Annotated in this window: 23 protein-coding genes; 11 read left to right on the top strand and 12 right to left on the bottom strand. The window is 72.0% G+C overall.

Features of this window, described 5'->3' with window-relative positions:
* Together WMF28_RS30885 and WMF28_RS30880 are read right to left on the bottom strand one after the other, a co-directional pair.
* Positions 1–999, bottom strand: coding sequence for a sigma-70 family RNA polymerase sigma factor (locus WMF28_RS30885; RefSeq protein WP_437596954.1), 999 nt, complete (start codon positions 997–999; stop codon positions 1–3).
* 107 nt (positions 1,000–1,106) lie between these two features.
* The gene (locus WMF28_RS30880; RefSeq protein WP_437596953.1) at positions 1,107–2,198 is read right to left on the bottom strand and encodes a DUF882 domain-containing protein; all 1,092 of its coding nucleotides are present in this window, start codon (positions 2,196–2,198) and stop codon (positions 1,107–1,109) included.
* Positions 2,199–2,584: 386 nt separating this feature from the next.
* On the opposite strand from WMF28_RS30880, the gene pilM reads away from it, so the two are divergent.
* From pilM to WMF28_RS30855, 5 genes are all read left to right on the top strand, one after another.
* Entirely contained in the window at positions 2,585–3,646 is a 1,062-nt protein-coding gene (gene pilM / locus WMF28_RS30875) for a type IV pilus assembly protein PilM (protein WP_437574671.1), read from the top strand.
* Positions 3,643–4,287, top strand: a complete 645-nt coding sequence (locus tag WMF28_RS30870; protein WP_437596952.1) for a PilN domain-containing protein — start codon at positions 3,643–3,645, stop codon at positions 4,285–4,287. Before pilM ends, WMF28_RS30870 begins: the two co-directional genes overlap by 4 nt.
* The gene (locus WMF28_RS30865; protein ID WP_437596951.1) at positions 4,287–4,925 is read left to right on the top strand and encodes a type 4a pilus biogenesis protein PilO; all 639 of its coding nucleotides are present in this window, start codon (positions 4,287–4,289) and stop codon (positions 4,923–4,925) included. The genes WMF28_RS30870 and WMF28_RS30865 overlap by 1 nt, the downstream gene beginning before the upstream one ends.
* Positions 4,922–5,572, top strand: coding sequence for a pilus assembly protein PilP (locus tag WMF28_RS30860; protein WP_437596949.1), 651 nt, complete (start codon positions 4,922–4,924; stop codon positions 5,570–5,572). Before WMF28_RS30865 ends, WMF28_RS30860 begins: the two co-directional genes overlap by 4 nt.
* Before the next feature lie 151 nt (positions 5,573–5,723).
* Positions 5,724–7,988, top strand: a complete 2,265-nt coding sequence (locus tag WMF28_RS30855; RefSeq protein ID WP_437596948.1) for a type IV pilus secretin PilQ — start codon at positions 5,724–5,726, stop codon at positions 7,986–7,988.
* A gap of 96 nt (positions 7,989–8,084) precedes the next feature.
* On the opposite strand, the gene WMF28_RS30850 is transcribed toward WMF28_RS30855, so the two are convergent.
* A complete protein-coding gene (locus WMF28_RS30850; protein WP_437596947.1) occupies positions 8,085–9,023 on the bottom strand; it encodes a LysR family transcriptional regulator in 939 nt (312 codons plus the stop codon).
* A gap of 189 nt (positions 9,024–9,212) precedes the next feature.
* Between WMF28_RS30850 and WMF28_RS30845 the strand changes: the two genes are divergently transcribed.
* The 4 genes from WMF28_RS30845 (at position 9,213) to WMF28_RS30830 (ending at position 14,862) form a co-directional block, all read left to right on the top strand.
* A complete protein-coding gene (locus tag WMF28_RS30845; RefSeq protein WP_437596946.1) occupies positions 9,213–10,550 on the top strand; it encodes a wax ester/triacylglycerol synthase domain-containing protein in 1,338 nt (445 codons plus the stop codon).
* An 11-nt stretch (positions 10,551–10,561) separates the two neighbouring features.
* Positions 10,562–12,415, top strand: a complete 1,854-nt coding sequence (locus WMF28_RS30840) for an NAD(P)/FAD-dependent oxidoreductase (protein ID WP_437596945.1) — start codon at positions 10,562–10,564, stop codon at positions 12,413–12,415.
* A gap of 102 nt (positions 12,416–12,517) precedes the next feature.
* A complete protein-coding gene (locus WMF28_RS30835; protein WP_437596944.1) occupies positions 12,518–13,177 on the top strand; it encodes a hypothetical protein in 660 nt (219 codons plus the stop codon).
* A gap of 92 nt (positions 13,178–13,269) precedes the next feature.
* Complete coding sequence (locus WMF28_RS30830) at positions 13,270–14,862, top strand: peptide chain release factor 3 (protein ID WP_437596943.1); 1,593 nt, start codon at positions 13,270–13,272, stop codon at positions 14,860–14,862.
* Positions 14,863–14,872: 10 nt separating this feature from the next.
* Here WMF28_RS30830 and WMF28_RS30825 read toward each other — a convergent pair whose 3' ends face one another.
* The 5 genes from WMF28_RS30825 to WMF28_RS30805 form a co-directional block, all read right to left on the bottom strand.
* Positions 14,873–16,735 (bottom strand): DUF885 domain-containing protein, encoded by a 1,863-nt coding sequence (locus WMF28_RS30825; protein ID WP_437596942.1) that lies wholly within the window; start codon positions 16,733–16,735, stop codon positions 14,873–14,875.
* Positions 16,736–16,796: 61 nt separating this feature from the next.
* Entirely contained in the window at positions 16,797–17,999 is a 1,203-nt protein-coding gene (locus tag WMF28_RS30820; RefSeq protein ID WP_437596941.1) for a hypothetical protein, read from the bottom strand.
* A gap of 63 nt (positions 18,000–18,062) precedes the next feature.
* Entirely contained in the window at positions 18,063–18,716 is a 654-nt protein-coding gene (locus WMF28_RS30815) for a DNA-3-methyladenine glycosylase (RefSeq protein ID WP_437596940.1), read from the bottom strand.
* A gap of 56 nt (positions 18,717–18,772) precedes the next feature.
* Positions 18,773–19,240: a peroxiredoxin gene (locus tag WMF28_RS30810; RefSeq protein ID WP_437596938.1), complete on the bottom strand. Its 468-nt coding sequence runs from the start codon at positions 19,238–19,240 to the stop codon at positions 18,773–18,775.
* Positions 19,241–19,332: 92 nt separating this feature from the next.
* A complete protein-coding gene (locus WMF28_RS30805) occupies positions 19,333–20,808 on the bottom strand; it encodes a sigma-54-dependent transcriptional regulator (RefSeq protein ID WP_437596937.1) in 1,476 nt (491 codons plus the stop codon).
* A 237-nt stretch (positions 20,809–21,045) separates the two neighbouring features.
* Between WMF28_RS30805 and frr the strand changes: the two genes are divergently transcribed.
* Complete coding sequence (frr, locus tag WMF28_RS30800) at positions 21,046–21,603, top strand: ribosome recycling factor (RefSeq protein WP_437596936.1); 558 nt, start codon at positions 21,046–21,048, stop codon at positions 21,601–21,603.
* Positions 21,604–21,990: 387 nt separating this feature from the next.
* Positions 21,991–22,854, top strand: coding sequence for a Stp1/IreP family PP2C-type Ser/Thr phosphatase (locus WMF28_RS30795; RefSeq protein WP_437596935.1), 864 nt, complete (start codon positions 21,991–21,993; stop codon positions 22,852–22,854).
* A gap of 42 nt (positions 22,855–22,896) precedes the next feature.
* Here the strand turns inward: WMF28_RS30795 and WMF28_RS30790 are convergent, their stop codons facing one another.
* The 4 genes from WMF28_RS30790 to WMF28_RS30775 all read right to left on the bottom strand — a co-directional run bounded on the left by WMF28_RS30790 (position 22,897) and on the right by WMF28_RS30775 (position 26,688).
* Positions 22,897–23,463: a hypothetical protein gene (locus WMF28_RS30790; protein WP_437596934.1), complete on the bottom strand. Its 567-nt coding sequence runs from the start codon at positions 23,461–23,463 to the stop codon at positions 22,897–22,899.
* A 159-nt stretch (positions 23,464–23,622) separates the two neighbouring features.
* On the bottom strand, positions 23,623–24,813 hold the full coding sequence (locus WMF28_RS30785; protein ID WP_437596933.1) for a cystathionine gamma-synthase: 1,191 nt from the start codon (positions 24,811–24,813) through the stop codon (positions 23,623–23,625).
* Positions 24,814–24,909: 96 nt separating this feature from the next.
* Positions 24,910–25,770, bottom strand: a complete 861-nt coding sequence (locus tag WMF28_RS30780; protein WP_437596932.1) for a protein kinase domain-containing protein — start codon at positions 25,768–25,770, stop codon at positions 24,910–24,912.
* A gap of 6 nt (positions 25,771–25,776) precedes the next feature.
* Positions 25,777–26,688 (bottom strand): hypothetical protein, encoded by a 912-nt coding sequence (locus WMF28_RS30775; protein WP_437596931.1) that lies wholly within the window; start codon positions 26,686–26,688, stop codon positions 25,777–25,779.
* Positions 26,689–26,837: the final 149 nt, after the last annotated feature.

Here is a 26,837-nt window from a genome sequence, read left to right as displayed (position 1 = left end):
TCAGGCGTGGGACAGCATGCCGCGCAGCATCCCGAGCGCGCGCGTGTGCAGCTGCGACACGCGCGGCTCGCCGACCCCGAGCTCGGCGCCGATCTCCTTCAGCTTGGCCCCCTCGAAGTAGTACATGCCGATCACGCGCCGCTCTCGCTCGGGGAGCTGCGCGATGGCGAAGGACAGGGCACGCCGGGTCGCCTGCGCCGCGATCACCTCGATCGGGTCGTCGCCGCCGGACATGTGCGCCGACTCCTCCGTGGGCGTCACCTCGCTCAGGCTCACGAAGACGGCCGCTCCGCCGACCTTGCCGGCCGCCGCCTCGGCCTCGACCGCCTCGCGCGCCCGCCGCGAGAGCCAGTCCTGCGCGCGGAGCTCGTCGACGATCGCGCCGCGGATCCGGAGCTTCGCGTAGCCGGCGAACGTCTCGCCGCCGCTGCCGCCGTTCTTGCGGAGCGAGTCGACGAGCCCGAGCATCCCTGCGCTGAGCAGATCGTCGCGCTGCACGTTGGGCGGCAGGTGCCGCGACACCTGGCGCACCAGCTTGCGGACGAGCGGGAAGTACCCCTTCAGCACCTCCGGACGGAGCGGCGCGCCCGGCGGCTCGCGGCGCTGCGACTCGCTCGCGCACGCCGCCTCGGTACAGCACGGCGGGCAGCTCGCGCCGCTGTCCGGCTCCGCGGCGGGCCACCCCTCGTCGTACGCGCAGGGGGACGGGGTCTCCGCGGATTCCCAGATGTCGTGCGCGCAGCTTGACGTGACCTCCACGGATTCCCACGCATCGTGCGCGAGCGCCGCGACGGGCGCCTGCACCGCGGCGCCACGCACAGCGTCCAGCGCGTCGAGGTCGACCGCGTCGGGCGCCTCGATCAGCGCGCGATCACACGTGACGACCGGGCACGTCGTGCCCAGGATGACCGGCTGGACACACTCTTCCCCGTCACAGCACGGGGGGAGTGGCCTGGGAGGAGCAAACTCCTCCCGCTGCAGTCGGGTCGATTGCTGCACGTGAGGTGGATTGGTGCCACAACTCTCGCAGCGTGCAAGGTAGAGCCGTGCAATTGTGTCTGGTGCGGATGTTCAGTGTGTGGATACTAGCCAGCGGCCTGGGCAGCTCACCTTTCCACCACTGACGTGGCAGGAGCCGGGGTGGGTGTACCTGCACCCACGTTCCTCGGCGGCTCGCCACCGCTGCGCCCCGCGTCCGAATTTGTCCCTGTGGTATTCGAGGGTTGCGCCTGGGTGGCGCGGGGCTCACCTGACCCATACACCTCCTCCTCCGCCGAGACGGGGACATCGCGCGCTGCCTCGTCGGCCGCGACAGAGCCCTTCGGTCCCCCGTAGCGCGGCGCCTCTCCAGGCCCCGAGTAATCCACCCAGTAGACCTTGTCTGAACGAACGTCCAGGTGAACAAAGGTCGAGTTGGGGTAATATCCGACACCCGCGTTGCGAAAACCGCGGCAGAAATCGCGGACCACGGTGTTGGGCACGCCCTCGACCATGAAGTCGACAGCGCGACCGAAGTTGTGGTTGGAGTGCGGGGTGTACTGGGTCGGAGAGTAGGGGCGATAACCGCTGACGACGCGGAGGGTCCTGCCGCCGAAGTGGTCGCTGACCATGCCGAGCAGCGTGGCCAGGCGCGGGTCGATCGGGACCGAGGCGGTGGGGGACGCGCGCATCAGCCGGCTCAGCTTGGGGAGGGCCTTGGGGACGAGGCGCCCTTTCGGCGTGAGCACCCGGAGCTCGAGCCGCTCGGCGCCGCGCACCAGGCGGACCCATCCGGGGCGCTTGGGCCGCTGGGTGTAACGCTTGTTCGGCGGCAGCGACCGGGCATCTGCCTTCGCGTCCCGCTTCGTCGACCCCTTGCCCGGGGGACGGGTCTCGGCGACCCGCTGCTTGGCGCTGGCGCCGCGGCCCCGCTCCGGCTCGTTGCGCTGGGAGGCCGCCCGGCCCGGCGTGGTCCGCGTGGAGCGCGCGCCGGGCTTGCCCCGCTCGGGGATCACGAGGACGAGGCCCGGGTGGATCCGCTGGCCAGGCTTGAGCCCGTTCGCCTCGCGGAGCGCGTCGACCGTGATCCGGTACCGCTTCGCGATCTTGCCGAGCGTCTGGCCGGCGTAGACCGTGTGCTGGCCGTCCTCGGCGCGCTCGGCGAGCGCCGCGCCCGGGGCGGCGCTCAGGAGAAAGGCCGCCGCGAGGGCGGCGACCATGGACCGCAGCCGCGACGGCCGAGGGCGGGGCTCCATCGCGGTCCCGGCACGGAGGCCGCCGGTGCCGCACAAACGGGAGATCTCCGGATGCATGAGGGGACTCTGACCTGACCTCATCCGTGCCCGACGACCGAGCCCCGGACGGTGCTACCCTGGGCTGGCGCGCGCCTGCCGGTTCGACCGGCGGCGCCGTGCCGCATATCGAGCTTCGATAGGCGGACGAGAGGCAAGCGTAAAGCGGTTTTTTGCCCCGCGATCGGCTGTGGTGCGAAGCTTCGCCAGAAGCGGCCAGAAGCGATCAGAGGGGATCGGGCGCCCGGGAGACCGGGCAACGCGGCCCGGCCTCCCTTTCTTCATCGAGGCGGGCGCGGAGCAGGACGGACGGGATGTCGGAAGGCAAGAACTTGGTCGGGGTCGACATCGGATCGAGCGCGATCAAGATCGCTCAGATCAAGGAAGGTCGTAAGGGCTACGGCCTCGTGCGGCTCGGTTACGCGCCGCTCGCGCCGCAGGCCATCGTCGATGGCCATGTGATGAACGCGCAGGCCATCGTCGAGGCGCTCGGCCGCGCCTTCTCGGAGGCCAGGATCCGCCAGCGCGAGATCGCGCTCAGTATCAGCGGCCAGGCGGTCATCATCCGCAAGATCACGGTGCCGCTCATGACCGCCGCCGAGCTGGACGAGCAGATCCAGTGGGAGGCCGAGCAGCACATCCCCTTCGACATCAAGGACGTGCACGTCGACTACGAGGTGCTGCGCCGCCGCCCCGAGGCCGGGCAGATGGACCTCTTGCTCGTCGCCGCGAAGCGCGACGAGATCAACGACTACACCCAGATCGCCAGGAACGCGAAGCTCAAGCCCATGGTGGTCGACATCGACGCGTTCACCGTGCAGAACCTGTTCGAGGTGAACCGCGGCGTCCCGCCGGACCAGACGTTCGCGATCATCAACGTCGGCGCGAGCCTCGCGTCGATCAACATCGTGTCGCGCGGCGCGAGCGCGTTCACCCGCGACATCGGCAACGGCGGCAACTACATCACCGAGCAGATCCAGCGGAAGCTCGGGATCAGCTTCGAGCAGGCCGAGGAGTTCAAGTGCGCCAGCGTGACCTCGGGCCCGGGCGGCGTGCCCGCCCAGGTCATCGAGACCATCGAGCAGGTGTGCGACTCCATCGCCGGCGAGATCCAGCGCTCGCTCGACTTCTTCCTGGCCACGAGCGGTGAGGGCGACATGCACCGCATCTACCTGACCGGCGGCTCGTCCAACCTGCCGGCGCTGCCCGCCGCGATCGGGCGGCGCGCCCGGGTCGCCGTCGAGCTGATCCAGCCGATGGAGCGCATCACCGTGGAAGCAAAGGAAGTCAACCAGGAGCTGCTCCGGCTCCGGGCGGCGCAGTTCTGCGTCTCGCTCGGGCTCGCGATGCGCAAGGACCGGGAGAAGCGCTCGTGATTCGCGTCAACCTGCTCCCGCAGCGGCGCGGCACGCGCGGGGCCGCTCCCCAGGCGAGCCAGCGGTGGCTGCTCGTCACGCTCGGCGTCGTGATCCTCGAGATCGTCGCGCTCTTCCTCTTCCACCAGACGAAGGTCGAGGAGCTCGGGGAGCAGACGCGGAAGAACTCGGTGCTCCAGAGCCAGATCCAGGACATCCGCACGCTCGTCGCGAACCACGAGGAGATCAAGAAGTCGCTCGAGGTCCTCCGCGCGCGCGAGGACGCGATCGCGAAGCTCCAGGCGGCGCGCAGCGGGCCGACGGCGGTGCTGCTCGAGCTCGCGCAGCTGCTCACGAACGGCAAGGGGCCGACCGCCGACCCGGACAAGCTCGCGCAGCTCCGCAAGGAGAACCCGCTCGCCGTCTACAACCCCTCCTGGGACAGCCGGCGGCTGTGGCTCTCGAGCTACATCGAGTCCGATCGGACCGTCCGCGTCGAGGGGCTCGCGCGCGACGGCACCGACGTCTACGAGCTCGCCCAGCGGCTCAAGCTGTCGTCGTACTTTTACGACGTGCAGCTGCTGCCGGGGAAGAAGGAGAACGAGAAGGCGTCGCGGCTCGAGCTCGTCTCGTTCGCGCTGCAGCTGAAGGTGAGGTACTGATGGCCACGAAGCCCCAGCCCGTGCAGGCCGGCTCGGCGCTCGATCGGCTGCCGCCGCTCGCGAAGGTCGGCGTCGGCGCGCTCTTCGCGGCGCTCGTCGGCATCCTGTACTTCGTCGGCTTCTACGCCGAGGTGGACTCGCAGATCGAGGGCGCCGTCCAGAAGCAGCAGTCGCTCCAGGCGGAGCTCGCCAAGGCGCAAGCGTCGAAGGCCGCCTACCAGAAGGACCTCGACGAGAAAACCCGCCGCGAGCAGCTGAGCCGCGAGCAGAAGAAGATCCTCCCGGACGAGTCCGAGACGCCGGCCTTCCTCTCCGCGATCCAGGGCATCGCGACCGTCTCCGGCGTCAACCTGACGTCATGGAGCCCCACCGAGGAGATCCCGCAGGAGTTCTTCTCCAAGGTGCCGATGAAGCTGACGCTCTCCGGCAAATTCCACCAGGTGGCGAAGTTCTTCCACGGCGTGGGGCAGCTCGACCGCATCATCAACCTCGAGGAGGTCCAGATCAAGGAGCCGAAGGTCGTGGGGTCCGACGTGGAGGTCCAGGTGGAGTGCCTCGCGACCGCGTTCCGCGCCGTGCGCGCGGGGGAGAGCCCGACGAGCGGCGTGAAGCGGCGGGGCGCCGGAGGTGTGCGGTGAACGCCGGCCGGATGCTGCTGCTCGCCCTCGGGGCGACCATCGCCGCGGCCCTCTCGCTCACGGGGTGCGAGGACGAGCCGGTCGTCACCTCCAGCCAGACGGGCGCGAAGGCCAAGCCGCAGGCCAGCGCCTCGTCGGCGCGCACCCCCGCGGCCGGCGCGTCCGCCGCCGCGGACGCCGGCGCGCCCGAGATGCCGCCGCTGCCGCTCCGGGAGTTCCAGGAGGCCGATTTCTCCGAGAGCGGCCGGAGCCGCGACCCGTTCCGGAGCTTCGAGTCGCTCTTCGCGACGCAGGCCCGGGGGCGGGTGACGATCCAGCGGCAGGTCCTCGTGGATCGCTTCGCGCTCGACGAGCTCAAGCTGGTCGGCGTCGTCTCGCGCGCGCCCGCCCGCGCGCTGCTCACCGATCCGACGGGGCTCGGGTGGGTGGTGAAGGTGGGCGACTTCGTCGGCAAGGCCGAGATCGTGCACGCCGGCGGCCCCACGGGCGTCGACGTGGCCGTGAACTGGCGGGTCGATCGGATCCGCGACTCCGACCTCGTCTTCATCCGCGAGGATCCGTCGCACCCGGAGATCCCGCCGACCACGCGCGTGATCGCGCTGAGGCCGCTCGGCGAGACGAACGAGCCGACCTTCGGCTCGCCCTGACCGCCACGAATTGGGCCCGCCCAGGGCACTCGAAGTAGCCTCCCGGCAGCGTGACGCAGATCTCGCGTCACCGCGAAGCGGGAGTGCAATGAAGAGCAATCGAGACTATCGCCCGAGGCGGGGCGCGCTTCGCCGTGCTGCGGCACTCGGGATGATGTTGATCCTCGGCGCTCCTGCGGGAGACGCAGACGCGGCCGCCCCGATCCAGGTCAGCGACGTCAGGCTCATGGCGCCTTCAGAGGGGAGGGCCGAGATCGTTGTCGCGACGAGCGGGGTGCCGCGCTTCTCGGCGCGCGTGGCGGACGGCGGCAAGCGGCTCCTCGTCGACCTGGAGGGCGCCGAGTCGTCGGCGGGGGCGCCCGGCGCCATCACGGACGGCAACGCGATCGTGGCGGGGGTGATGACCCAGGGGTTCGGCAAGGCGGCGCAGCGCACGACGCGGGTGCTCGTGCAGCTCGCGCGCCCGGCGGCTTACCGGATCCGCGCCGAGCAGGGCGCGCTCGTGATCGAGCTCGCCGCCGCCGACGCGACCGCGCCCATGGCGGCGCGGGCCCCGGCCTCACCCGAGGCGGCGGCGCCGGCCCCCGAGCCGGCGACGATCACCGACGTGCGCTTCGAGCACCAGGCGACGCTCGATCGGGTCATCATCGAGCTCTCGTCGATCCCGAGCTACCGCGAGTCGACCGGCAGGGCCGGCCGCCGCGTCATCGAGCTCAGCGGCGTCCGGCTGCCCGACGCCCTCCAGCGCAAGCTCGACGTCGGCGCCTTCGGCGGTCCGGTGCGGGCGATCTCGACGTTCCGGCGCAACAGCGACGGCTCCAGGGTCGTCGTCGAGGTCGAGCAGGCCGAGGGCGCCGCGGGCGCGCTGGCGCGCGAGGGCAACGCGCTCGTGCTCAGCGTCGCGAAGGGGGCGCTGCCCTCGACCCTCTCGGGGATCGGCGTCGACGGGGGCGCGGCGCGGCGGACCCGCACGGTCGCGCGCGAGGAGCTCCCGGGCGCCGGGGCGCCGGAGATCGAGACCTCGTTCGAGGGCGTCGCGAGCAGCCAGGAGTCGCTCGCCGAGCCGGACCAGGCCGGCGCCTTCACGCCGGCGCTCGCCGGGCAGCAGCGGCGGTTCACAGGGCGGCGCATCGACCTCGACCTGAAGGACGCGGACATCCACAACGTCCTCCGGCTGATCTCGGACGTGGGGCGGGTCAACATCGTCACCGCCGACAACGTGAGCGGGACGGTCACCATCCGGATGCGCAACGTCCCGTGGGACCAGGCGCTCGAGACGGTGCTCCAGGCCAAGGGCCTCGGGGTGGTCCGGCAGGGCAACATGATCCGCGTCGCCCCGATCGCCGATCTCAACAAGGAGCGGGAGCTCGCGATCGCGCGGCGCAAGAGCGAGCTCCAGCTCGCGCCGATCGAGACGCGGCTCATCCCGATCAACTACGCGGACGCGAAGGACCTCCAGGATCGCTCGAAGGACATGCTCTCGCCGCGCGGCTCGCTCGCGGTCGACGAGCGGACCAACGTGCTCATCGCCCGCGACGTCGCGGGCAACCTGAACCAGATCGAGGAGCTCGTCCGCTCGCTCGACACGCAGACGCCGCAGGTGCTGATCGAGGCGCGGGTGGTGGAGGCGACGAGCCGCTACGTGCGCGACATCGGCATCCAGTGGGGCGGCGACGGGACGTTCAGCGCGGCGACCGGCAACCCGACGGGGCTCGTGTTCCCCTCGGCGATCGGCGTCGCCGGCGGCGCGACCGACTCGAACACCCCGACCGGCGGCCTCTCGCCGTTCGCGAGCCAGGTCGCGAACCCGAACTTCGCGGTGAACCTGCCGGCCATCGTCGGCGCCGGGCAGGGCGGCGCGCTCGGCTTCACGCTCGGCTCGATCAACAACACCGTCAACCTCGGCGTCCGGCTCTCCGCGGCCGAGGCCAGCGGCATGCTGCGGATCATCTCGAGCCCGCGCATCCTCACGCTCGACAACCGGGAGGCGCGGATCAGCCAGGGCACGCTGATCCCGTTCTCGCAGATCAGCGCCCAGGGCGTGCAGACGACGTTCCAGGAGGCCAAGCTCCAGCTGCTCGTCAAGCCGCACGTCACGTCGGACGGCAGCGTCGCGATGCACGTGAAGATCAACCGCGACGAGCCCGACTTCAACCAGACCTCGGCCCGCGGCGATCCCACCATCCTGAAGCGCGAGGCGGAGACCGACCTCCTGATCATGGACGGGCACACGGCGGTGATCGGCGGGATCTTCACCCGCAACACCGGCCGGAACCTCGATCAGGTGCCGTTCTTCGGGGACATCCCCGTCCTCGGCCTGCTCTTCCAGCGGCGCCGCGCGAGCGACACCCGGAGCGAGCTCGTCATCTTCCTCACGCCGCGCATCGTGAACCGCGCCGAGTCCCTCGGCCGCTAGCGCTCCCGCCGCCGCGCGTTCGCCGCGGCGCGCGCCTTTCCACGCCAGAGTTCCACGCCAGAGTTCCACGCCAGAGTTCCACGCCAGAACTCCCCGTCAGACGCGCTTCCGGTGGGCCGCCTCCCGCATGGGCGGGACGGCGGCCGTCACGACGCCGCGCAGCCACGCCCGCGCGGGATCGTCCTCGGTCCGGCCGTTCCAGGCCATCGCGATCTCGATGGGCGGCAGCTCGAACGGCAGGTCGAAGGTGCGGAGCGGCAGCAGGCTCGAGAACGCCCTGACGAGGCGCGTGGCCACGGTGGCCACGAGGTCCGACGTCGTGACGACGTGCGGCAGGAGGAACACGTGCGGCACCGCCATGGCCTCGCGCCGCGCGATGCCGCGCGCCGCGATGAGGTCGTCCGCGGTCCCGTCGTGGGCGCCGTGTCCGGGGACGACGATGTGCCCGAGGGCGGCGTAGCTCTGGAGGTCGACGCGCCTGCGCGCCGTCGGGTGGCTCGCGCGCGCGAGCCCGGCGAAGCGATCGTCGAAGAGCGCCGCGCGGCGCAGGTCGGACGGGAGGGTGTCCTCCGGAAAGACGCCGATCGCGAGATCGATCTCGCCGTTCCGGAGCGCGTCGACGGCGCGGGCGTCGAGGGGGAGCAGGTGGAGCGCGAGCTTCGGTCCGCCCTCCGCGAGCGCCGCGTTGAGCTGCGGCAGGAGCAGGAGCTCCACGTACTCGGTCGTGGCGATCCGGAAGGTGCGCTCGCTCGTCGCCGGGTCGAAGGTCGGCCTCGTCCCGCCGAAGAGGCTCGCGAGATCGTGCATGATCGCCGCGACCTGCGGGGTCATCGCCTCGGCGCGCGAGGTGAGCGCCATCTGCCGGCCGACCCGGACGAGCAGCGGGTCGGAGAAGAGCTCGCGCAGCCGCATCAGCGCGTGGCTCATGGCGGGCTGGCTGAGCCCCACCCGGCGGGCCGCGCGGGTCACGCTGCGCTCCTGGAGCAAGGCGTCGAGCGCGATGACGAGGTTGACGTCGATCGCCGATAGATTCACGCGCAGAATATAGAGCTAAATGCATATCCACAGGACGGATACTTACGTTTTCTTGCGCGCGGGGTGTGTCGGAGCGCACGGGCGTGCCGGAACGTGCGTGGCCCGGCGCCTGCGGGCGCTGTCGGGCGGCCGGGGTGGCTGCTAGGGTCGCCCGCGGCTCCACCTGACCGGCGGCGCCCCGCGGAGACCATGACATCGACCGTTCTGCTCGGGGGGATCGACCACTTCCACCTCATGAACGATCGCGCCATGCGATCGCGCGGGCAGGCGGGCAATCACTGCCTGTTCGTGCTCGAGCTCGACGGTCGCCTCGACCTCGGCCGGCTCGCGGCGCGCCTCGATCGCGCGACGCGGGCGCTGCCCGAGCTGCGCTTCCGGCTCGACAACAGCGTGCTCGGGCGGGCGGGGCGGCCCCGCTGGGTGGTCGATCACCACCGGCGCGCCCCCGAGCCGCGCCTCCACGAGATCGCGGGCGAGCGCGAGCGCGCGGCGTGCATCGAGGCGCTGCTCGCGGACCGGACCTCGGGCGAGCGGCCGTGGGCGCTCGATGTCGTGCGCGGGGCGGGCGACGGCGATACCGTCGTGCTCCGCCACCACCATGCGCTGACGGACGGCAGGGGCGCGGATCGGCTCGTCGCGTGGCTCGGCTCGGGCAGCGGCGACGCGCCGGACGACCCGCCGCTGCGGCAGGAGCGGCACGACGCCCCCGAGCGCCTCCTCGCGGCGATGGGCCGCGACGAGCGGCTCGCGCTGGCGCGCGCGTACAAGGCCCACGTGCTGGCGCTCGGCCGCGCGCCCATCCTGTCGCTCGCGCGCGCCTGTACGGGGGTGCGGGCCGCGACCTCCCGCGTCGTCCGGCTCACGCTCTCGGCGGAGGAGACCCGCGCCTTCGATCTCCGGGTGCGGCAGCGCGCGCGGCTCGCCGAGTCGAGCCTCCTGCTGATCGCGGCGACGCGGCTCGCCGATCGCGCGCTGGTGGCCCGCGGCTTCGCCCCGCCGCACCACGTGGTCCCGCTGCCCGTCTCGCTCGACCCCAAGGGGGGCGCGCGGCGGCTGTTCGGCAATCACCTCACGATGGTCCTGCTCTCGCTCGGCCGCGACGAGCTCCACGACGACGCCCGCGCGGTGGCCCGCCTGGCGGAGCAGCAGCGCGCGATGGTGCGCGAACGGCTCGATCTCGGCATGGTCGCCGCGCTCGATCTGGCCCGCTGGCTCCCCGGGCCGGTCTACCGCTGGCTCGGCGACCAGCCGTTCCATGGCGAGCTCGCCTCGCTCATCGTCTCGAACCCCGGCGCGGTGACGGTGGACCGGTTCGCGGGGCTGCCCGTGCGCTCGGCGTACCCGCTGCCTGCGGTCGTCACGCCGCCGGGCTTCCAGGTCATCTTCAGCCGCTTCGGCGGGCGCCTCTCGGCGTCGATCGTCCACGGCGACGGGCTGCTCCGCCCGGACGAGGCGGCGGCGATGCCGGGCGCGCTCCGCGCCGAGCTGCTCGGAGCGCCCGGGCCGCCGGCCCGCGGCGGGGTATAAGGGCCGGCGTCATGCGCACGTTCGACGTCGTCATCATCGGCAGCGGCATCGCCGGGGGCTTCCTCGCGCGGCAGCTCCGCCTCGCTTGCCCCGACCTCGGGGTCCTCGTGCTCGAGGCCGCGGGAGCGATGGAGGACTACAAGGTCGGGGAGAGCACGGTGGAGGTCGCGGCGAACTACATGGTTCGCCGGCTGAACCTCGGCACGTACCTCTACCAGCACCAGCTTCCCAAGAACGGGCTCCGCTTCTTCTTCGACTCCGAGGGCAAGGATCTCCCGCTCCCCCGGATGAGCGAGATCGGCTCCGACCACATGCCGTTCCACCCGAGCTTCCAGCTCGAGCGCGCGCGGCTGGAGCGCGATCTCGTCGCGATGAACCGCGCGGCGGGCGCCGAGGTCGAGCTCGGCGCCAAGGTGGTCGACGTCGCGATCGACGGTCGCGGTCGGCACAGGGTGGTCTACGAGCAGGGCGGCGAGCGGCGCGAGGTCGCTTGCCGCTGGGTGTGCGACGCCTCCGGCCGGCGGCACGTGCTCCTCCGCAAGCTCGGCGTGAAGGTGCACAAGGAGACGCGGCTCAACACGGCGGCCGCGTGGGGGCGCTACCGCGGCGTCGCGGGGCTCGATGCGGTCACCGACGCGGTGTGGCGGTCGCGCGCGCGGTACACGTCGCGCCACCTGTCGACGAACCACTTCATGTACGACGGGTACTGGATCTGGTTCATCCCGCTCGCTGGCGACCTGGAGGGGACCGCGAACGCGGATCCCCGACCCGCGTTGATGAGCGTGGGCGTCGTCTTCGACAAGGACCGCATCGGCGAGGGCGGCGCGCTGCCCGGGCCGCGCACGCGCGCGGACTTCGAGCGCTTCCTGGGCGCCCACCGCGCCGTGCGCGAGCTGCTCGAGGGGGCGGAGCTCGAGGACTTCCAGAGCTATGCGCACCTGCCGTACCACGCGGATCGGTACTTCTCGACCGACCGTTACGCCGTCACCGGCGAGGCGGGCGCGTTCACCGATCCGTTCTACAGCCCCGGCTCCGATTTCATCGCGACCGCGAACGAGTTCATCACGCAGATGATCCTCGCCGACGTGGGCGGCGACCGGTCCGGGTTCGAGGAGAGGGTGGGGGCGTACGACGCGTACTATCGCTTCAAGTACGACAGCACGCTCCGGCTCTACGAGCGCATGTATCCGGTGTTCGGCAGCTTCGAGCTCTACCGGCTGAAGTACCTGCTCGATTTCAACAACTACTACAACCTCGTCGCCTGGCCGTTCATGGCCGACCGTGTGACGGACGTGGGCTGGATCCGGGAGGAGCTCCGGTTCACCGATCTCGTGCTGCGGGCCCTCTCGACGATGGGCGAGCATTTCGCGTCGCTGGCGTCTGACCTGCGCGCGCGGGGCGAGTACTTCGCGCAGAACGAGGGGCGCTTCGCCAACGGGCTGAACGGCGTCGCGCAGCTGGAGACGCGGCTCGGTCCGGCGATCGACGAGCGGTTCCGGCGCGAGCAGGTCGACCGGGCCTACGGGAGCGTGTTCGCGGCGCTCGTGGAGCGGCGGCTCGCCGAGCCGGGCCTGTCCGATCGCGCCCCCCTCGTCTCGGAGCTCAAGCTCCCCCAGGTGCTCGTGTTCCGGGACATCACGCCCGACCGGCTCGCGCGTCTCCTCGAGCGCATCGGTGAGCGGATGACCCGGGAGCTCCGCGGCGAGTTCCCGGACGCCGGGGTCGAGCGGGTGGAGCTCGGGCCTGGCGGCGAGGTCTCGGTGACGGGTCCCGCCGCGGGGACCGGGGCGCACGCGGAGGTCCTCGCCCGGGCCCGGGCGCTCTGGGACGCCTCGGCGGGCTCGCTCGCGCAGGTCGCCCTCTGATCCTGGACAAAAAAGCGCCGTTTCCGCTGTACGCGCGCCCGTTCCGCAGTATCACAGCGGCCGATGCGGTGGCGAGCAGCAGGTGGGCGTCTGGGTCAGTGGATGGTCTCCTTGGCGCTCTCGATGAGCGCCATCGGCGCCTGCGTCGGCGCGGCGACCGAAGGCGGCGCGCAGGCCGCGTCGCCGCAGGATCCGCCGGCGCAGGGGTGGATCACCGCCGCGACGCCTGACGCCGATGCCGGCCCGCGGTGTCCGCACGGCGCGCTGGAGGACCCGCACCGTGGCTTCGTGCGGTGTCTCGAGCCAGGCGAGGCGGACGCCGGCTGGCTGCCGCCGTCCCCGCAGCCCGAGCCCCCTCCGGACGACGCCGGCGCCCCGCCGCCCGACGGCGGTTCCATCGACGGCGGCGCCCCTGACGCCTCGATCGTCTCGGCCCCGCCTCCTCTCGTGGAGGTCAAGGAGCCCGAGTTCATGAACGGCGACGTCCCGAACGTGGCCAAGCGGCTGGAGAAGGTCTCCCCCGACCTGGCGAAGTGCGTCGCCGATCATGGCGGCCTCTCCGGCGTGACGGGCAGCATCAAGCTCCAGTTCCTTGTCCGCGTCCGTGGCCGAGCCGAGGGCGTCGAGATCCTCGATTCCCGTGGCGTGACCCCCGACGCTCAGCGCTGCATCCGCCAGTTTCTCAAGAACCGGCACATCGGCACCCCCAGCGCCGACCCCGTGGGCGTCACCGTCACCCTCTCCCTCCGCGCCCCGAAATAACGTCCCCGCCCCCGCCCGCCCCGGCTCCGTCGCCCCTCGGGTTGACGCAGCCCTCCCGGACTCTATCCTGCCGCGCCGCTGTGCCCGATCCAATGCTCACCCGCGAGATCGCCCGCCGAAAGACGTTCGCGATCATCTCCCACCCCGACGCTGGCAAGACCACGCTCACCGAGAAGCTCCTGCTGTACGGAGGCGCGATCCAGCTCGCCGGCGCCGTGAAGGCGAAGAAGGCGCGGGCCCACGCGGTCAGCGACTGGATGGAGATGGAGCGCGAGCGCGGCATCTCCATCTCCACCAGCGTCCTCCAGTTCCCTTACAAGGGCCGCCTGCTGAGCCTGGTCGATACGCCCGGCCACGCCGATTTCAGCGAGGACACGTACCGCGCGCTCATGGCGACCGACGCGGCCATCATGCTCCTCGACTGCGCGAAGGGCGTCGAGGTGCAGACGAAGAAGCTCTTCCGCGTCTGCAAGCTCCGGCAGATGCCGATCTTCACCTTCGTCAACAAGCTCGACCGCCCCGGGCGCGACCCGTTCGAGCTCATCGGTGAGGTCGAGGAGGTCCTCGGCATCGGCGTCTACCCGGTCACCTGGCCCATCTCGGCGGGCGGCAAGTTCCGCGGCGTGTACCACCGCGAGCGCAAGCAGGTGTTCCTCTTCGAGCTCGTCGCGCACGGCGCCGAGATCGCCCCGATGGAGGTCGTGTCGCTCGACGCGCCCGAGCTCGTCGAGGCGCTCGACGAGGAGGGGGCGCGCCAGCTGCGCGAGGACATCGAGCTCATCGACGCCGCCGGCGACGCGCTCGATCGCGGCAAGCTCGCCCGCGGCGAGGTCACGCCGATGTTCTTCGGCAGCGCCATCACCAACTTCGGCCTGCCGCAGTTCCTCGACGCCTTCATCGAGCTCATGCCCCCGCCCGCGCCGCGCGGCAGCGACAAGGGCCCCATCGCCCCGGACGACGACCGCTTCACCGCGTTCGTCTTCAAGATCCAGGCGAACATGGACCGGGCCCACCGCGACCGGATCGCGTTCCTCCGCGTCTGCTCCGGCCGCTACGAGCGCGGGATGAAGGTGCACCACGTGCGCCTCGGCCGCGACATCCGGCTCACCAACCCGGTGCAGTTCATGGCCCAGGAGCGCACGCTCGTGGACGACGGCTTCGCGGGCGACATCATCGGCGTCTTCGACCCGGGGCTGTTCCTCATCGGCGACACCCTCTGCAGCGGCCCGCCCGTGAAGTACGCCGCGCTGCCGCAGTTCCCGCCGGAGCAGTTCGCCCGCGTCGCCATGCTCGACCCCATGAAGCGCAAGCAGCTCAAGAAGGGGCTCGAGCAGCTCGCGCAGGAGGGCTCGGTCCAGCTCTTCCGGCCGCCGGAGGGGCGGGAGGGCGAGGCCATCCTCGGGGTCGTGGGCGAGCTCCAGTTCGACGTCGTGAAGCACCGGCTCGCGGCCGAATACGGCGTCGACGCCCGGATCGAGCGGCTCTCGTTCAGCCTGGCCCGCTGGGTCGAGGGCGAGCCGGTGCCCCTCGCCGAGCTCGAGTCGAACCTCTACGGCTACGGCGCCCTCGACGTGCACGGCAACGCGGTCGTGCTCTTCAAGGGCGAATGGCAGCTCGACGCCTGCGCCAAGGCGTTCCCGAAGGCGCGCTTCGTCGAGCTCGGCGGCTCGATCTCCCCGGTCTGAACGAGCGGCGCTACTGCGCGAGGAGCGCCTTCAGGTGCCGCACCGACGGCGAGCCGTGGCTGAGCAGGCGGTCATGGTAGGCGCGCTCCGAGAAGCCCGGCTTGGCCTGGTGCTCGGCGCGCAGGCGCATCATCTCGGTGAAGCCGTGGAAGTACGTGGTGAGCTGCGCGCTCGTGAGCCGGGCGCGCCGCCACTTGCCGACGGCCTCGCCCTCCTCCTGGAACGCGTCCTTCGTCATGAGCGCGAGCGCCTCCTTCTCGTCCATCGCGCCCGCGTGCACCCCCTGGTCGATGATGGCGTTCGCCGCCATGCGCAGCACCATCTTCTGGCGCTGCATCCGCACCTTCGGGCCGCCGAAGCCGTGGTGGGCCATCAGCCACTCGGTGTAGACCGCCCACCCCTCGACGAACGGGCCGCTCGAGAAGACCGCGCGGAACTTCGAGGGGAACTCGTTGTTGTGCATGAGCTGCAGGAAGTGCCCCGGCATCGCCTCGTGGATGGTGAGGTCGGCGAGCATGCTCGTGTTGTACTCGCGGTAGAACGAGTCGACGCGCGCCTTCGGCCAGTCCTTCGGCGTCGGCGCGATCGCGAAGAACGTCTCCTGCTTCGCCTCGAGCGGGCCGGACGCGTCGCAGTAGGCGATCGCGACGCCGCGGCGGTACTCGGGCATCTCGATCACCCGGCAGGGCTCCTCCGGGACGCGCACGAGGTCGCGCTTGCGGACGAAGTCGGTCGCCTCCGCGAGCAGCTCCTCCGACGCGTTCACGATGGTGGCGTTCGTCGGGCGATCGGCCGCGATCGCGTCGAGGACCCTCCGGATCGCCGCCATCTTCTCGTCCTGCGTCTCGACCCGCGGGAACGGCTGCTTCCCGAAGAGCTCCGGCCAGAGCTCCCGCGAGGTCTCCAGCATCTCGGCGTGCGTCGCCGCGAGCAGCGCGCGGGCGCCCGTCACCACGCCGTCGACGTCGACGGACGCGTCGTCCAGCGCGAAGCGGAGCTTCTTCTCGAAGCGCGCGCGCCCCAGCCGGAAGTCGCCGTCGCTCCGCGGGAGCAGGTCCTTCTCGAGGAACGCCTGGAAGCCCTCGAGCGCCGCGGCGGCGGCCTTCGCGGCCGCGTCGAGCTCGGCCTCCTGCGCCGGCGCGGACGCGAACAGCGCCGGGAGCTCGGCCTTGCAGAGCGCGATGAGCCCCTTGTTCTGCGCGATCGCCGTCTCGGTGTGGATGCGCGGCGGCGCCGCCGTGAGGCGCTGCTGCGCGCTCCGGACGAGCGCGGGGATGCCCGAGAGGCGGCCCCCGAGGCTCCGCAGGCGCTCCTCGAGCGGCGCGAAGCTCCTCGTGATCAGCGGGTCGAGCCCGTCGCCGATGAGGCCGGTGGTGACCATCGGGTTCCACGTCGCCTCGCGGAGCTCGTCGATCGCGAACAGCCACGAGCGCAGCTGGTTCTCGATCATCGCCGCGTCGACGCGGCTCTGGAGGCCGAGCTGCTCCAGCGGGAGCCCCCGGAGCTCGGACAGCGCGGCCTCGATCGTGCGCCGGCGCGCCGCCTCGCCCTGCTCGGTGACGTCCGGCCACGCGCCGTCGTACCGGTGGTCCCCCGCCTCGGTGGCGCGGACCGGCTCGTCGCGCAGGTACTCCTCGAGCACGCGCGCCGACAGCGCCGCGAGCGCCTGCTCGGCGCCCGCCTCCGCGCCCACGGCGCCGGGCGGCGCCACGGCCGCGCTCACGACGGGCCCCTTCGCCCCGGGCTGCGCGGGCGGCGCGACCGTGGGCTCGGCTGACCCGCACGCGCAGAGCAGCGCGACGAGCAGGGGAAGGCCGCCGCGTAGCGACCTCTGGACGGTGGAGAGCTCATCGAGGAGACCATGGTGTCGCACCTGCGCCTTCTAGCGAAGGCCCGCGGAGAAGGGAACGCGCCCCGGGGAGCGGCGGCCTCCCTCACGGCGGGCTGCCGAGCGAGGCCTTCGCGAGGCCGGAGATCGCGTCCATGTCGGTCTGCACCGCGTCGAGCAGCAGGCCGAGCGCGAGCCGCAGCTGCTTCGAGTTCGGGTGCCGGAGGATGCGCGCCACGCTCTCGGCCGCCAGCTCGCTCAGATCGCGCTCCACGTAGCGATCGATGTGGGCGCTCGACAGCGCGAGGCCCGGGAAGGCGGTGCGGCAGAGCGCGTCGACCAGCTCGCCCACGATGCCCGGCGCGATGGCCGCGCTGCTCAGCGCCATCCGGGCCTTCTGCGCGCCGATCGTGCACGACTCGGTGCGCAGCTGGCTGATCACGGGCGAGCCGAGCGCCGCGTGCCAGCGGGAGAGCTCGGCGGCCCGGCTCGCCTCGAACTCGCCCGGCGGCGCCTCGGAGACCGGCAGGAGCGCCGCCAGGTGATCGGCCGAGCCGGGATCGATCGCGACGCGGCGCACGATGATCAGGTCATGCGCACGCAGACATCCGAGGAGCAGCCGCGCTGACGCGTCGCGAAGGAGCGGCGCGAGCGCGGCGGCGATCACCGTGAGGGGCGAGCCGATGAGCCCCGGGCTCGACCCCCGCCCGTTGCCCGCCCCAGCGCCGCGGAGGCGGTACGCGCTCGAGCTCGGCGGCGGGCGCACGCTGTTGGGAGGGGGGATGCTCGACGGCGGGTTGGGGTCGACGACCGGCGATGCGCCGGGCACCTGCCCGAAGCCGCGGCTGCTCGGCGGCGCCGGGCTGGCGAGCCGGCCGGCGCCGCCCGCCGGCGGCCGGCTCGACGGCGCGCGCACGCCGGCGCTCCGCGGCGCATCCTGGAAGAGCGGCGGCACCGGGGTCGGCCTGCTGCGCCGCGACTGCGTGGTGCGCTCCGCCACGACGTGCAGCGACGCGAGCTCGATCGCGCGCAGCGCCGGGACGCCGCGCGGCGCGCGGGCCGCGATCGCCGCGGCGAGCTCTGCCTCCCTGCCGAGGAGCGGCTCCTGCTCGCCGGTCTCGCGCAGCAGGTTTCCGGCGAGCTGCGCGCACCGCTCCGCGGCCCTCTCCGCGGCGCTCTGCGTCTGCGGATCCTTGAAATACAGCGTCAGCTTTCCCCTCACGGTCTCGCGGCGCATGGCGGCCGTGACGACCTGCGAAGCGCTCTCGACGTCGGCAGGCTCGCGGCTCCCGAAAGGCCAGAATCCCATGCGGCCATTCTCGCGCGATCCGTGGCCCGGGCGCGAGCGCTTCGAGCGCGCCCTCGCGCCCGCTCAGCGGCGAGGCGGCGCCGATACATAGCGATTGCCGCGCTCGTAGAAGCGCCACGGTTTCTTCGCCCACACACCTGCGTAGTCCACGTTGATGCGAGGCGACCTGCCGATGGGCCCAGCCGCGCCGGGGAGCAGCGAGAGCTGGGCTCCGCAGACATCCATCCCGTAGGCGGAGCGGTCGAGCCCCAGGGCCTTGCAGAGCTTACCAGGGCCGTTTGTCAGCTCGACCCGCCCGGCCGCGACGCCCCGCCGGCGGCTCATGAGCGTGAGCCCGAGCACGGGCTCGATGGCGCGCACGAGCACCACGTGCGGCTCCCCCTCCGAGGCCACGACGAGGTTGAACGCCCAGTGCATGCCGTAGAGCATGAACATATAGGCGTGGCCCGCCGGGCCGAACATGACCTCCGTCCGCACGGTCCGTCGCCCTCCGGCGCTGTGCGCGGCGAGATCTTCCGGGCCGCGATAGGCCTCGGTCTCGACGATCCGTCCGGCGGCGATGCCCTCGGGGCTCCTGTGGACGAGCACCTTGCCGATGCACGCCCGCGCGACGAGGAGCGGGGGTCGAGCGTAGAAGTCGCGCGGCAGCGGCGCTGCCCCTTCGAGGAGCGCGGCGGCTCCGTCGCGGGGCGCGTGAGGCTCGGGCGTGGGGCGCATGGCGGGCTCTCGGCTCTCCGGCGGGACGTCCGGCGCGCGGGACGAGCGCGCCCCGCTCAGTGGGGGCGCGCCGCCCGGAAGCGCTCGTCGATGAACGAGAGCACGTCGTCGCGGTGCTTCGTGGCCTGGAGCTCGTGGTGGAACACCGCCGCGATGCGCATGCCGGGCTCGATGACGTAGGTGACCCGCCGGGCGACGCCGATGATCGGCCAGAGGACGCCGTAGGCGCGGCACACGCTGCGGTCGTCGTCGGCGATCATGGGGAAAGCGACCTTGTTCGACCCGGCGAACCTGCACTGCGTCCTGTGATCATCGGTGCTGATGCCGACGATGCTCGCCCCGGCGAGCACGAGCTCGGCGTGGTTGTCGCGGAACTGCCTGGTCTCGACGGTGCATCCGGGCGTGAACGCCTTCGGGAAGAAGAACACGACCGTGCAGAGCCCGCCCTGCCCGGACAGCACGAAGCGCTGGCCGTCCGTCGCCAGCTTGTCGATCTCCGGCGCGAGCTCACCGACCTTCAGCATGTCGCGGCAATCTGCCGCAAGTCGCCGCCCGCGTCGACTGGCGAGGCGAGGCGGCGCGGTCACGCCGCGTGCCGCGCTCCGCCCGCCCGACGTCACGTGTCGATGCCGAGCCGCTTCAGCCGGTAATAGAGGGTCGTGCGCTGCATGCCGAAGTGCCGCGCGACCTCCGCCTTGTTCCCTCCGCAGCGCTCGAGGGCGGCGAGGAGCTCCCGCCGCTCGATGTCGTCGAGCTGCGAGCTCAGGTCGAGCTTCGGCCGCGACGACGCCGGCGACGCGAGCGCCTTTCCGGTCGCGTCCCCCTCCGGGTCCGCGGCCTTCGGCGCACGGGCGGGCGGCTCGGCCGGCTGGGGGCGCGCGGTGAACGCGAGGTGCTCGGGCAGGATCACGTCGCCGCGGGAGAGGATGGCGGCGCGCTCGACCACGTTCTCCAGCTCGCGCGTGTTCCCCGGCCACGCATAGGCCGTGAGCTTCGCGATCGCCTCGTCCGAGAGCGTCGTGGCCGCGCGCGCGTTGCGGCGCGCGACCTTGCGCAGGAAGTGCTCGGCGAGGGCGAGGATGTCCTCGCGCCGCTCCTGGAGCGGCGGCAGCCGCAGCGGGAACACCGAGAGCCGGGAGACGAGCTCGGGCAGCACGCCCGCGCGCGCCCACGCCTCCTCGATGCCGGGCGTGAGCGACAGCACGACGCGCACGTCGACGCGGGTGATCTCGGTCGACCCGAGCCGCTCGACCTCGCCGTCGGTGAGCATGCGGAGCAGCCGCGCCTGGAGCGAGGGCGTGAGCGGCGCCGGCTCGTCGAGGTAGATCGTCCCCCGGTGGGCGAGCTCGAGCCGGCCCGCCCGCTCGGCGAACGCGCCGTCGAAGGCGCCTCGCCGCCAGCCGAACAGCTCGCGCTCGAGCGCGTCGCCCCGGAACGCGGCGCACGTCACCTTGACGAACGGCTGCTCTTCCCGCGGGGAGCCCACGTGGATCGCCCGGGCGACGACCTCCTTCTCCGCCCCCTCCTCGCCCTCGATCAGCACGTGCGTCGCGGCCTTCGCCACCTCGCCGATCCGGGCGGCGACCTCGCGCATGGCCCCGCTCTCGCCGGCGATCTCCCCGAAATCGATCGGGTCCCGCTGCTCGCGCTCGAGGTAGCCGGCGTAGTGCGCGAGCTGCTCGCGCAGCCGCCGGTTCTCCCGGAGGGTCGCGACCCCGCCGATCGCCTGCCGGAGGATGACGGCGAGCTCCTTCGAGTTCCAGGGCTTCTGCACGTAGCGGTCGACCGCGCCCGAGTTGACCGCATCGATGAGCACCGTCATGTCGGCGTGGGCGGTGAGCAGCACGCCCGCGGCGTCCGGCCGCCGCTCCTTCGCCTGCTTGAGGAACTCGATACCGCTCATCCCCGGCATCCGCTGATCCGCGACGATCACCGCAGGATCGAGCCGAGCGAGGAGCGAGAGGGCCTCGGCGCCGCCCAGCGCATAGTGGACCTTGAACGACTTCCTGAAGGCGAACCGGAACGCATCGAGGTTGTCCTGCTCGTCGTCGACGACGAGGACGTCGAAGCTGTTCCAGTCCAGATCGCGCATCGGGTCGCCCTGCCTCCCAGAGTTACTACAGCTCGGCGCGACCGTGGCAGCGGAGGTGGCGCGCCCGGGCGCGCGCGCCTGCGCCGCGCCCGGACGGGGGCGAGCATTCGCCCGCCCGCGACGCCGGCGGCACCGGGTCGGATCGATTTCTCCGCCGGCCGAGAAATACGCGGTAAGCTCCGCGCCCGCCCGCGAAGAAGGTGGGCTGGGCGAGCCCCACACGGAGGAAGCCGGATCATGCTCGAGGACGTCATCAAGGAGCTGCGCGAAGGGATCGACAAGGCCATCGAAGCTCTCCGGCGAGACCTGGCGAAGGTGCGCACCGGGCGCGCGAACGCGGCCATGCTCGACGGCATCCGCGTCGATTATTACGGCGTGCCGACGCCGCTCGTGCAGATGGCCACCGTGTCCGTGCCGGAGCCGCGGCTCATCACGGTCAAGCCCTGGGAGAAGAACCAGGTGAAGGCGATCGAGAAGGCGATCCGGGAGAACGACCTTGGCTTGAACCCCCAGGTCGACGCGGATCTCATCCGTCTCCCGATCCCGCCGCTGACCGAGGAGCGGCGCCGCGAGATGGTGAAGCTGACGAAGAAGAACGGAGAGGACTGTAAAGTTGCCATCCGGAAGCATCGTCGGGACGCCAACGAGATGATCGACACCCTCGAAAAGGACGGCGAGGTCAGCGGAGACGAGGCCGACCGCTCGAAGAAGAAGGTCGACGACGTGGTGGCCGAGGGGACGAGGCTGGTCGACGCGGTGATCGCCTCCAAGGAAAAGGACATCCTGGACGTGTGAGCGGGATCCGCGGCAGCGTGGCGCCGGCCGCCGAGCTCGAAGAGCGGGGTGGTGGCGCTGCGTACGCCCGCGCGTGCGCCTCGTCGAAAACGACCCGGAGGCGCCTCGCCGTGCTGTCGGGGCGCGCGACCCGAGGCCGTGCCGGGACCGAGGCCACCGAGGCCCGGGGCCGACAATGAAGCGTTCAATGAAAAAGAGGCTTGCGGTCCCCCCGGTCCGAGTCGGTAGGATCAGGAAGGTCGGCGAGTGGACGTTTCAAGACGCCCGTTGCGGTGCGAGAGGCCCTGCTTGACAGGTTTTCGGTAGCATGAAACGGTTGGTGTTCGAAGCCGAAGGCCCGGAGCCGTCTCAAGGATTCCCGAGGTTATGCGAGCGATCGCTTCAGGAATGACGGACGTTGGTCTCCAACGCGACCACAACGAGGACAGCTACGCCGTCCTGTCGGAGTACGATCTGTTCATCGTCGCGGACGGCATGGGGGGCCATCGCGCGGGGGACGTCGCCAGCAGGCTGGCGACCGAGTCGATCGCGGACTTCTTCCGGTCCACGTCGCGGGAGGACGCCACCTGGCCGTTCCACTTCGACACCAGCCTGTCGGAGGAGGAGAACCGGCTCCAGGCGGGCATCCGCGTGGCCAACCGTCAGATCTTCGAGCGCAGCATCCGGTCGCGCGACTGCGCCGGGATGGGCACGACGGTCGTGGGGGCGCTCTTCTCGAAGAAGAAGAACCGCATCTACGTCGGCCATGTCGGCGACAGCCGCGCGTACCGCGTCCGCAAGGGCTCGATCAGCCAGCTCACGCGCGATCACTCGCTGTTCAACGACTACATCATGGCGATGCCCGAGCTCACCGAGGAGCAGCGGGCCGAGCTCCCGCGCAACGTCATCACCCGCGCGCTCGGGATGAACGACAGCGTCGCCGTGGATCTCATCAACGACGAGCCGCAGCCCGGCGACGTCTACCTGCTCTGCTCCGACGGCCTGAGCGGGATGCTCTCGGACGACCAGATCCTCCAGATCGTGAGCTCGACGGCGGAGGTGCCGGAGATGTGCCGCCAGCTCATCGCCAAGGCCAACGAGAACGGCGGCGAGGACAACATCACGGCGCTCGTGATCCGGATCGACGATCAGGACGAGGTCGCGCTCCCGAACAGCGCGACCATCGGCCCGCCCGCCGACTCGCAGCAGGTCACCCTGGGCGAGCGCTCGACGGTCCCGGCGGTGTCGGGCTCGCGCTCCGAGAAGAGCTGACGCCCGGGGCGCGCGGTCAGCGCCCCGCGCGTCCCGGTCGGCTCAGCCCCCGCAGCTGTCGAAGGCCAGGGTGCCCCGCCTGATCTCGCAGATATCCCGGCCGCTCCTCACGGCCGTGCACTCGAAGACGACCCAGATCTTGCCTGCGTTGACCCCCTGCTCGCTGTCGGGATCGAACCAGAACGTGCACTGTTCCTCTGTCGTGGAGGTGAAGGTGATGCCGCTCGTCCTCGCCGACGAGAAGCTGACGCTGCCGGTCGCGGGCATCTCCTGCGTCGCCGCGGGGCTGATGCCGTCGATCTTGACGCGGATCTCCGTGGCGGTGGCGCTGTTCCTGGCCTTCCCCGTGACGGCGAAGGTGCCCGATCCGGTCACGGTGCAGTCGACCGTGGCGCCGTCCTCGCCGTCGGCGAGCATCTGGACCCTCTGGTCGGCGGTGATGTCGCCGAGGGTCTCGGAGTGCCCTGACACGTTGCAGTTGATGCCTGGGTCGACGAAGTTCAGGGAGTAGGCGGCGCGCGGGATAGGCGCCTCGGGGTCGCTGCAGCCGAGGCCGAGCAGGGGTAGAAGACCGAGCACGGGCACGAAGCCGAGGCGGGCGAGACTCATGGCAAGCTCCGGTGGTAGATGGCGGCCCCGAGGCCGCACCTCGCTTCTATCGTATTCGGGGGCCCGCGATCAAACGGCGGCCGCGCCTCACGCGGCGAGCGCGAGCCTCCGCGCCCCGCGCGCGCCTCCGCGCCGCGGGCGCTCGCGCGTCCGGCGCGCTCACGCGGTCGACGCCGGCGCGCGCGCGTCCCCCAGCGCCTGCGCGATGTCGTTCCAGAGGTCCTCGCTGGCCTCCAGGCCGACCGAGAGCCGGAGGAGGCCGTCGGCGATGCCGAGCGCCTCCCGCGCCGCCGCGGGCACGGAGGCGTGGGTCATGAGGGCGGGGTGCTCGGCGAGCGACTCGACGCCGCCGAGGCTCTCGGCGCAGGAGAAGATCGCGAGCCGCTCGAGGAACCGCGAGGCGACGGGGAGGCCGCCGCGCACGACGAGCGAGATCATCGCACCTGGCGCGAGCATCTGCCGCGCGGCGAGCGCGTGGCCGGCGTGCGTGGGCAGGCCGGGGTAGTGCACCGCCTGGACGGCGGGGTGCTCGGCGAGCTTCGCGGCGATGAGCGCGGCCGACGCGCACTGCTGGCGCACGCGCACGCCGAGCGTCTTGATCCCGCGGAGCACCATGTAGCAATCGAACGGGCTCGGCACGGCGCCGAGCGCGTTCTGCAGGAACCCGACCCGCTCGGCGAGCGCGTCCTCCGAGGTGATGAGCGCGCCGCCGACGACGTCCGAGTGCCCGTTCAGGTACTTCGTTGTCGAGTGCGCCACGACGTGGGCGCCGAGGTCGAGCGGCCGCTGGAGCACCGGCGTGGCGAACGTGTTGTCGACAACGAGCAGCGCCCCGTGCGCGCGCGCGATCCCGGCGATCCCGGCGATGTCCGAGATCTTGAGCATGGGGTTCGTCGGGGTCTCGATCCAGATCATCCGCGTGGCCGGGGTGAGGGCCTCGCGGACGACGTCGAGGTCGCTCATGTCGACCGAGGTCGAGCTGATGCCCATCGGCCGCATGACCTTGTCGAAGAGCCGGAAGGTGCCGCCGTAGACGTCGTCACCCGAGAGCACGTGATCTCCGGGCCGGAGCGTGTGGAGCAGGGTGGCGGTCGCCGCGGAGCCGCTGCCGAAGGCGAAGCCGTGGCGCCCTCCCTCGAGCGCGGCGAGGCACGTCTCGAGCGCCTTGCGGGTGGGGTTGCCGCTGCGCGAGTACTCGAACCCCTTGTGATCGCCCGGCCGCTCCTGCGCGAAGGTGCTCGCGAGGACGATCGGCGTCATGACCGCGCCGCTCGTCGGATCCGGCGGCTGCCCGGCGTGGATGGCGAGCGTGTCGAGGGCGAGCCTGTCGTGACCTAGGTGGGGCTTCATGCGAGCGAGACTTATCCCATGGGCCGCGTGCGTCCACCTTTGGCGGGCACGAGGGCCGGGCGCGCGCGGGGTCCTCCCCCGCTTCCGCGGGCGGAGCTAGCCCCGCGGAGCGCCTGCGTCGACGTCGTCGAGCAGCGCCCGCGCGCTCTCCACGCGGCGCTCCGGATCGTGATCGAGCGCGCGAACGAGCGCGCGGCGCTGCCCCGGCGAGAGCGCCTCCGCCGCGGCGAGCGCGTCGAGGCGGAGGCCCGACTCGCCGATCTCGACAAGCATCGCGGCCTGCTCGCGCGCGCGCGTGAGCGGCGCGCCGGTGGCGAAGGCGACGAGGGTCGCCGCCATCGCGTAGACGTCGCCGCGCGCGGTCGGCGGCGATTCGCCGCGGGCGATCTCGGGGGCAACGAACGGGAGGGTGCCCCGGTCGGCGGTCTCGAGATCCGGATCCATGCCGCGGAACCGCGCGGCGCCGAGATCGACGAGGCCAATGTCGCCGAGCGGACCGAGCAGCACATGATCGGGGCCGAGATCGCCGTGGACGAAGCCGAGCGGCCCCTCGGCGTCCTCGAGCTCCTGGAGCTCGGCGAGGGTCTCGATCGCGGTCCGGACGACGTGGACGACGAGCGAGGCGGGCGGCGACCGGCCGCGGCCGCGCCATCCGTCGAGCACGTCGCGGAGGGAGGCGCCCTCGCGCCGGCTCTCGAGGAGGAAGGGGCCGTGGCGGTCGGCGCCGACGCGCGCGAGCGTGGGCAGGGCAGGGTGCCGGGCGAGGGAGAGCGCCTTCGCCTCGCGGACCATGGCGGCCCGCCCGGCGTGCTCGTGCAGGACGCCGGGGACGAGGCGCTTGCATACGAGCGCGGGAGCGCGCGGCGGGCGTCCGAGCCGGACCAGCGCCACGTCGAACGTGGCGCCTGCGCCGAGGTGCTCGACAAGCTCGGTGCCGTCGGGAGCGGGGTAGGGCATGGGCCCTCAGCCGCCCTCTCCCTGCGCCGGGGCCAGCTCGTCGCACTCGCGGAGCCACCGCAGCGCCTCGTCCGCGCCGTGGCTGCCGCGCATCGCGAGCGTCCACCGCGCGTCGCGCCAGCGCGCCGCGAGCTCGGCCCAGCGCGCCGGCGCGCCTTCGCGCGCGGGGAGGGCGGCGATCCGGTCATCGATGCTCTGGAACGGAAACACCGGCTTGCCGAGCCCGAACCGCGCCTGCGTCCAGTGGACAACGCCGATGAGGAGGCCATACCGGCAGCGGCGGGTCGCCTCGTTCACGCCCACCACCGGCGACCTCCAGTCGAGGTGGATGTCATCGAGCTCCGGCGGCCGCGGCTCGCGCTTGCCCACGCAGACGTGCACCGCCTCCTGATCGGGCCGGTGCACCTCGCGCCAGCTGTCCGCGTCGAGCGGCTCGCCGCCCCGGAGGAGCGAGCCGATGCTCCCCGCGAGGGCGCCGAACAGCGCGCCTCGCTGGTGCTCGATCCCCCCGAGGATCGTGTCGCGCGCCATGCGGCGGCCGCCCGTCCCCGCGAACTGGCCGTCGAGGCGTTCGCGCATCGCCGCCGGCTCGGCGTAGACCACCTTGAATCCCGCGCTCCCGCCGACCCACACGTTGCGCAGATACCTGATCTGCGCCCACAGCCCGAGCGTAGGGTCGATGTCGCGAAACCGCTCGAAGACGCGCGCAACCACGTTGACGCACGTCGGCCCGAGCCGGGTGAGCGCCTCGCCGAGGTCGCGGGGCGCGGGGGCGCCCCAGAACGCGTTGTCCAGGTTGCGCTCCGCCCCGGGGCTGCCGGCGAGCCGGTCGGCGAGGCTCCTCTCCAGCGCCTCGCGCAGCGGGCCTTCCAGCCAGGCCAGGTGCGGGCCCGCCCCTGCGTCGCGTGAGCCGGTCATGCGAACATCGTATCACGGCCGCCCGCGCGCCCGGGCGCCCCGGTGGTGGCCGGATTCGAACATGAAGACGGGAAGGCGGGAAGAGAAAAGATCAATGATCTTCCCGCCTTCCCGCCTTCATGTGAATCACTCCGGGGCACATGGGGCCA

It is taken from the genome of Sorangium sp. So ce590 (genome assembly GCF_051521365.1).
Taxonomy (GTDB): domain Bacteria; phylum Myxococcota_A; class Polyangia; order Polyangiales; family Polyangiaceae; genus Sorangium.
The sequence above is the reverse complement of the archived record's forward strand: the minus strand, read 5'-3'. Positions and strand labels throughout refer to the sequence as shown.

Excerpts from the sequence above, each read along its gene's own strand:
- WMF28_RS30880 (WP_437596953.1), bottom strand. The coding sequence starts at position 2,198 with ATGGTCGCCGCCCTCGCGGCGGCCTTTCTCCTGAGCGCCGCCCCGGGC.
- WMF28_RS30820 (WP_437596941.1), bottom strand. The coding sequence starts at position 17,999 with ATGGGATTCTGGCCTTTCGGGAGCCGCGAGCCTGCCGACGTCGAGAGC.
- WMF28_RS30775 (WP_437596931.1), bottom strand. The coding sequence starts at position 26,688 with ATGACCGGCTCACGCGACGCAGGGGCGGGCCCGCACCTGGCCTGGCTG.
- frr (WP_437596936.1), top strand. The coding sequence starts at position 21,046 with ATGCTCGAGGACGTCATCAAGGAGCTGCGCGAAGGGATCGACAAGGCC.
- WMF28_RS30780 (WP_437596932.1), bottom strand. The coding sequence starts at position 25,770 with ATGCCCTACCCCGCTCCCGACGGCACCGAGCTTGTCGAGCACCTCGGC.
- WMF28_RS30835 (WP_437596944.1), top strand. The coding sequence starts at position 12,518 with ATGGTCTCCTTGGCGCTCTCGATGAGCGCCATCGGCGCCTGCGTCGGC.
- WMF28_RS30810 (WP_437596938.1), bottom strand. The coding sequence starts at position 19,240 with ATGCTGAAGGTCGGTGAGCTCGCGCCGGAGATCGACAAGCTGGCGACG.
- WMF28_RS30845 (WP_437596946.1), top strand. The coding sequence starts at position 9,213 with ATGACATCGACCGTTCTGCTCGGGGGGATCGACCACTTCCACCTCATG.
- pilM (WP_437574671.1), top strand. The coding sequence starts at position 2,585 with ATGTCGGAAGGCAAGAACTTGGTCGGGGTCGACATCGGATCGAGCGCG.
- WMF28_RS30785 (WP_437596933.1), bottom strand. The coding sequence starts at position 24,813 with ATGAAGCCCCACCTAGGTCACGACAGGCTCGCCCTCGACACGCTCGCC.
- WMF28_RS30805 (WP_437596937.1), bottom strand. The coding sequence starts at position 20,808 with ATGCGCGATCTGGACTGGAACAGCTTCGACGTCCTCGTCGTCGACGAC.
- WMF28_RS30865 (WP_437596951.1), top strand. The coding sequence starts at position 4,287 with ATGGCCACGAAGCCCCAGCCCGTGCAGGCCGGCTCGGCGCTCGATCGG.
- WMF28_RS30855 (WP_437596948.1), top strand. The coding sequence starts at position 5,724 with ATGATGTTGATCCTCGGCGCTCCTGCGGGAGACGCAGACGCGGCCGCC.
- WMF28_RS30795 (WP_437596935.1), top strand. The coding sequence starts at position 21,991 with ATGACGGACGTTGGTCTCCAACGCGACCACAACGAGGACAGCTACGCC.
- WMF28_RS30830 (WP_437596943.1), top strand. The coding sequence starts at position 13,270 with ATGCTCACCCGCGAGATCGCCCGCCGAAAGACGTTCGCGATCATCTCC.
- WMF28_RS30815 (WP_437596940.1), bottom strand. The coding sequence starts at position 18,716 with ATGCGCCCCACGCCCGAGCCTCACGCGCCCCGCGACGGAGCCGCCGCG.
- WMF28_RS30790 (WP_437596934.1), bottom strand. The coding sequence starts at position 23,463 with ATGAGTCTCGCCCGCCTCGGCTTCGTGCCCGTGCTCGGTCTTCTACCC.
- WMF28_RS30840 (WP_437596945.1), top strand. The coding sequence starts at position 10,562 with ATGCGCACGTTCGACGTCGTCATCATCGGCAGCGGCATCGCCGGGGGC.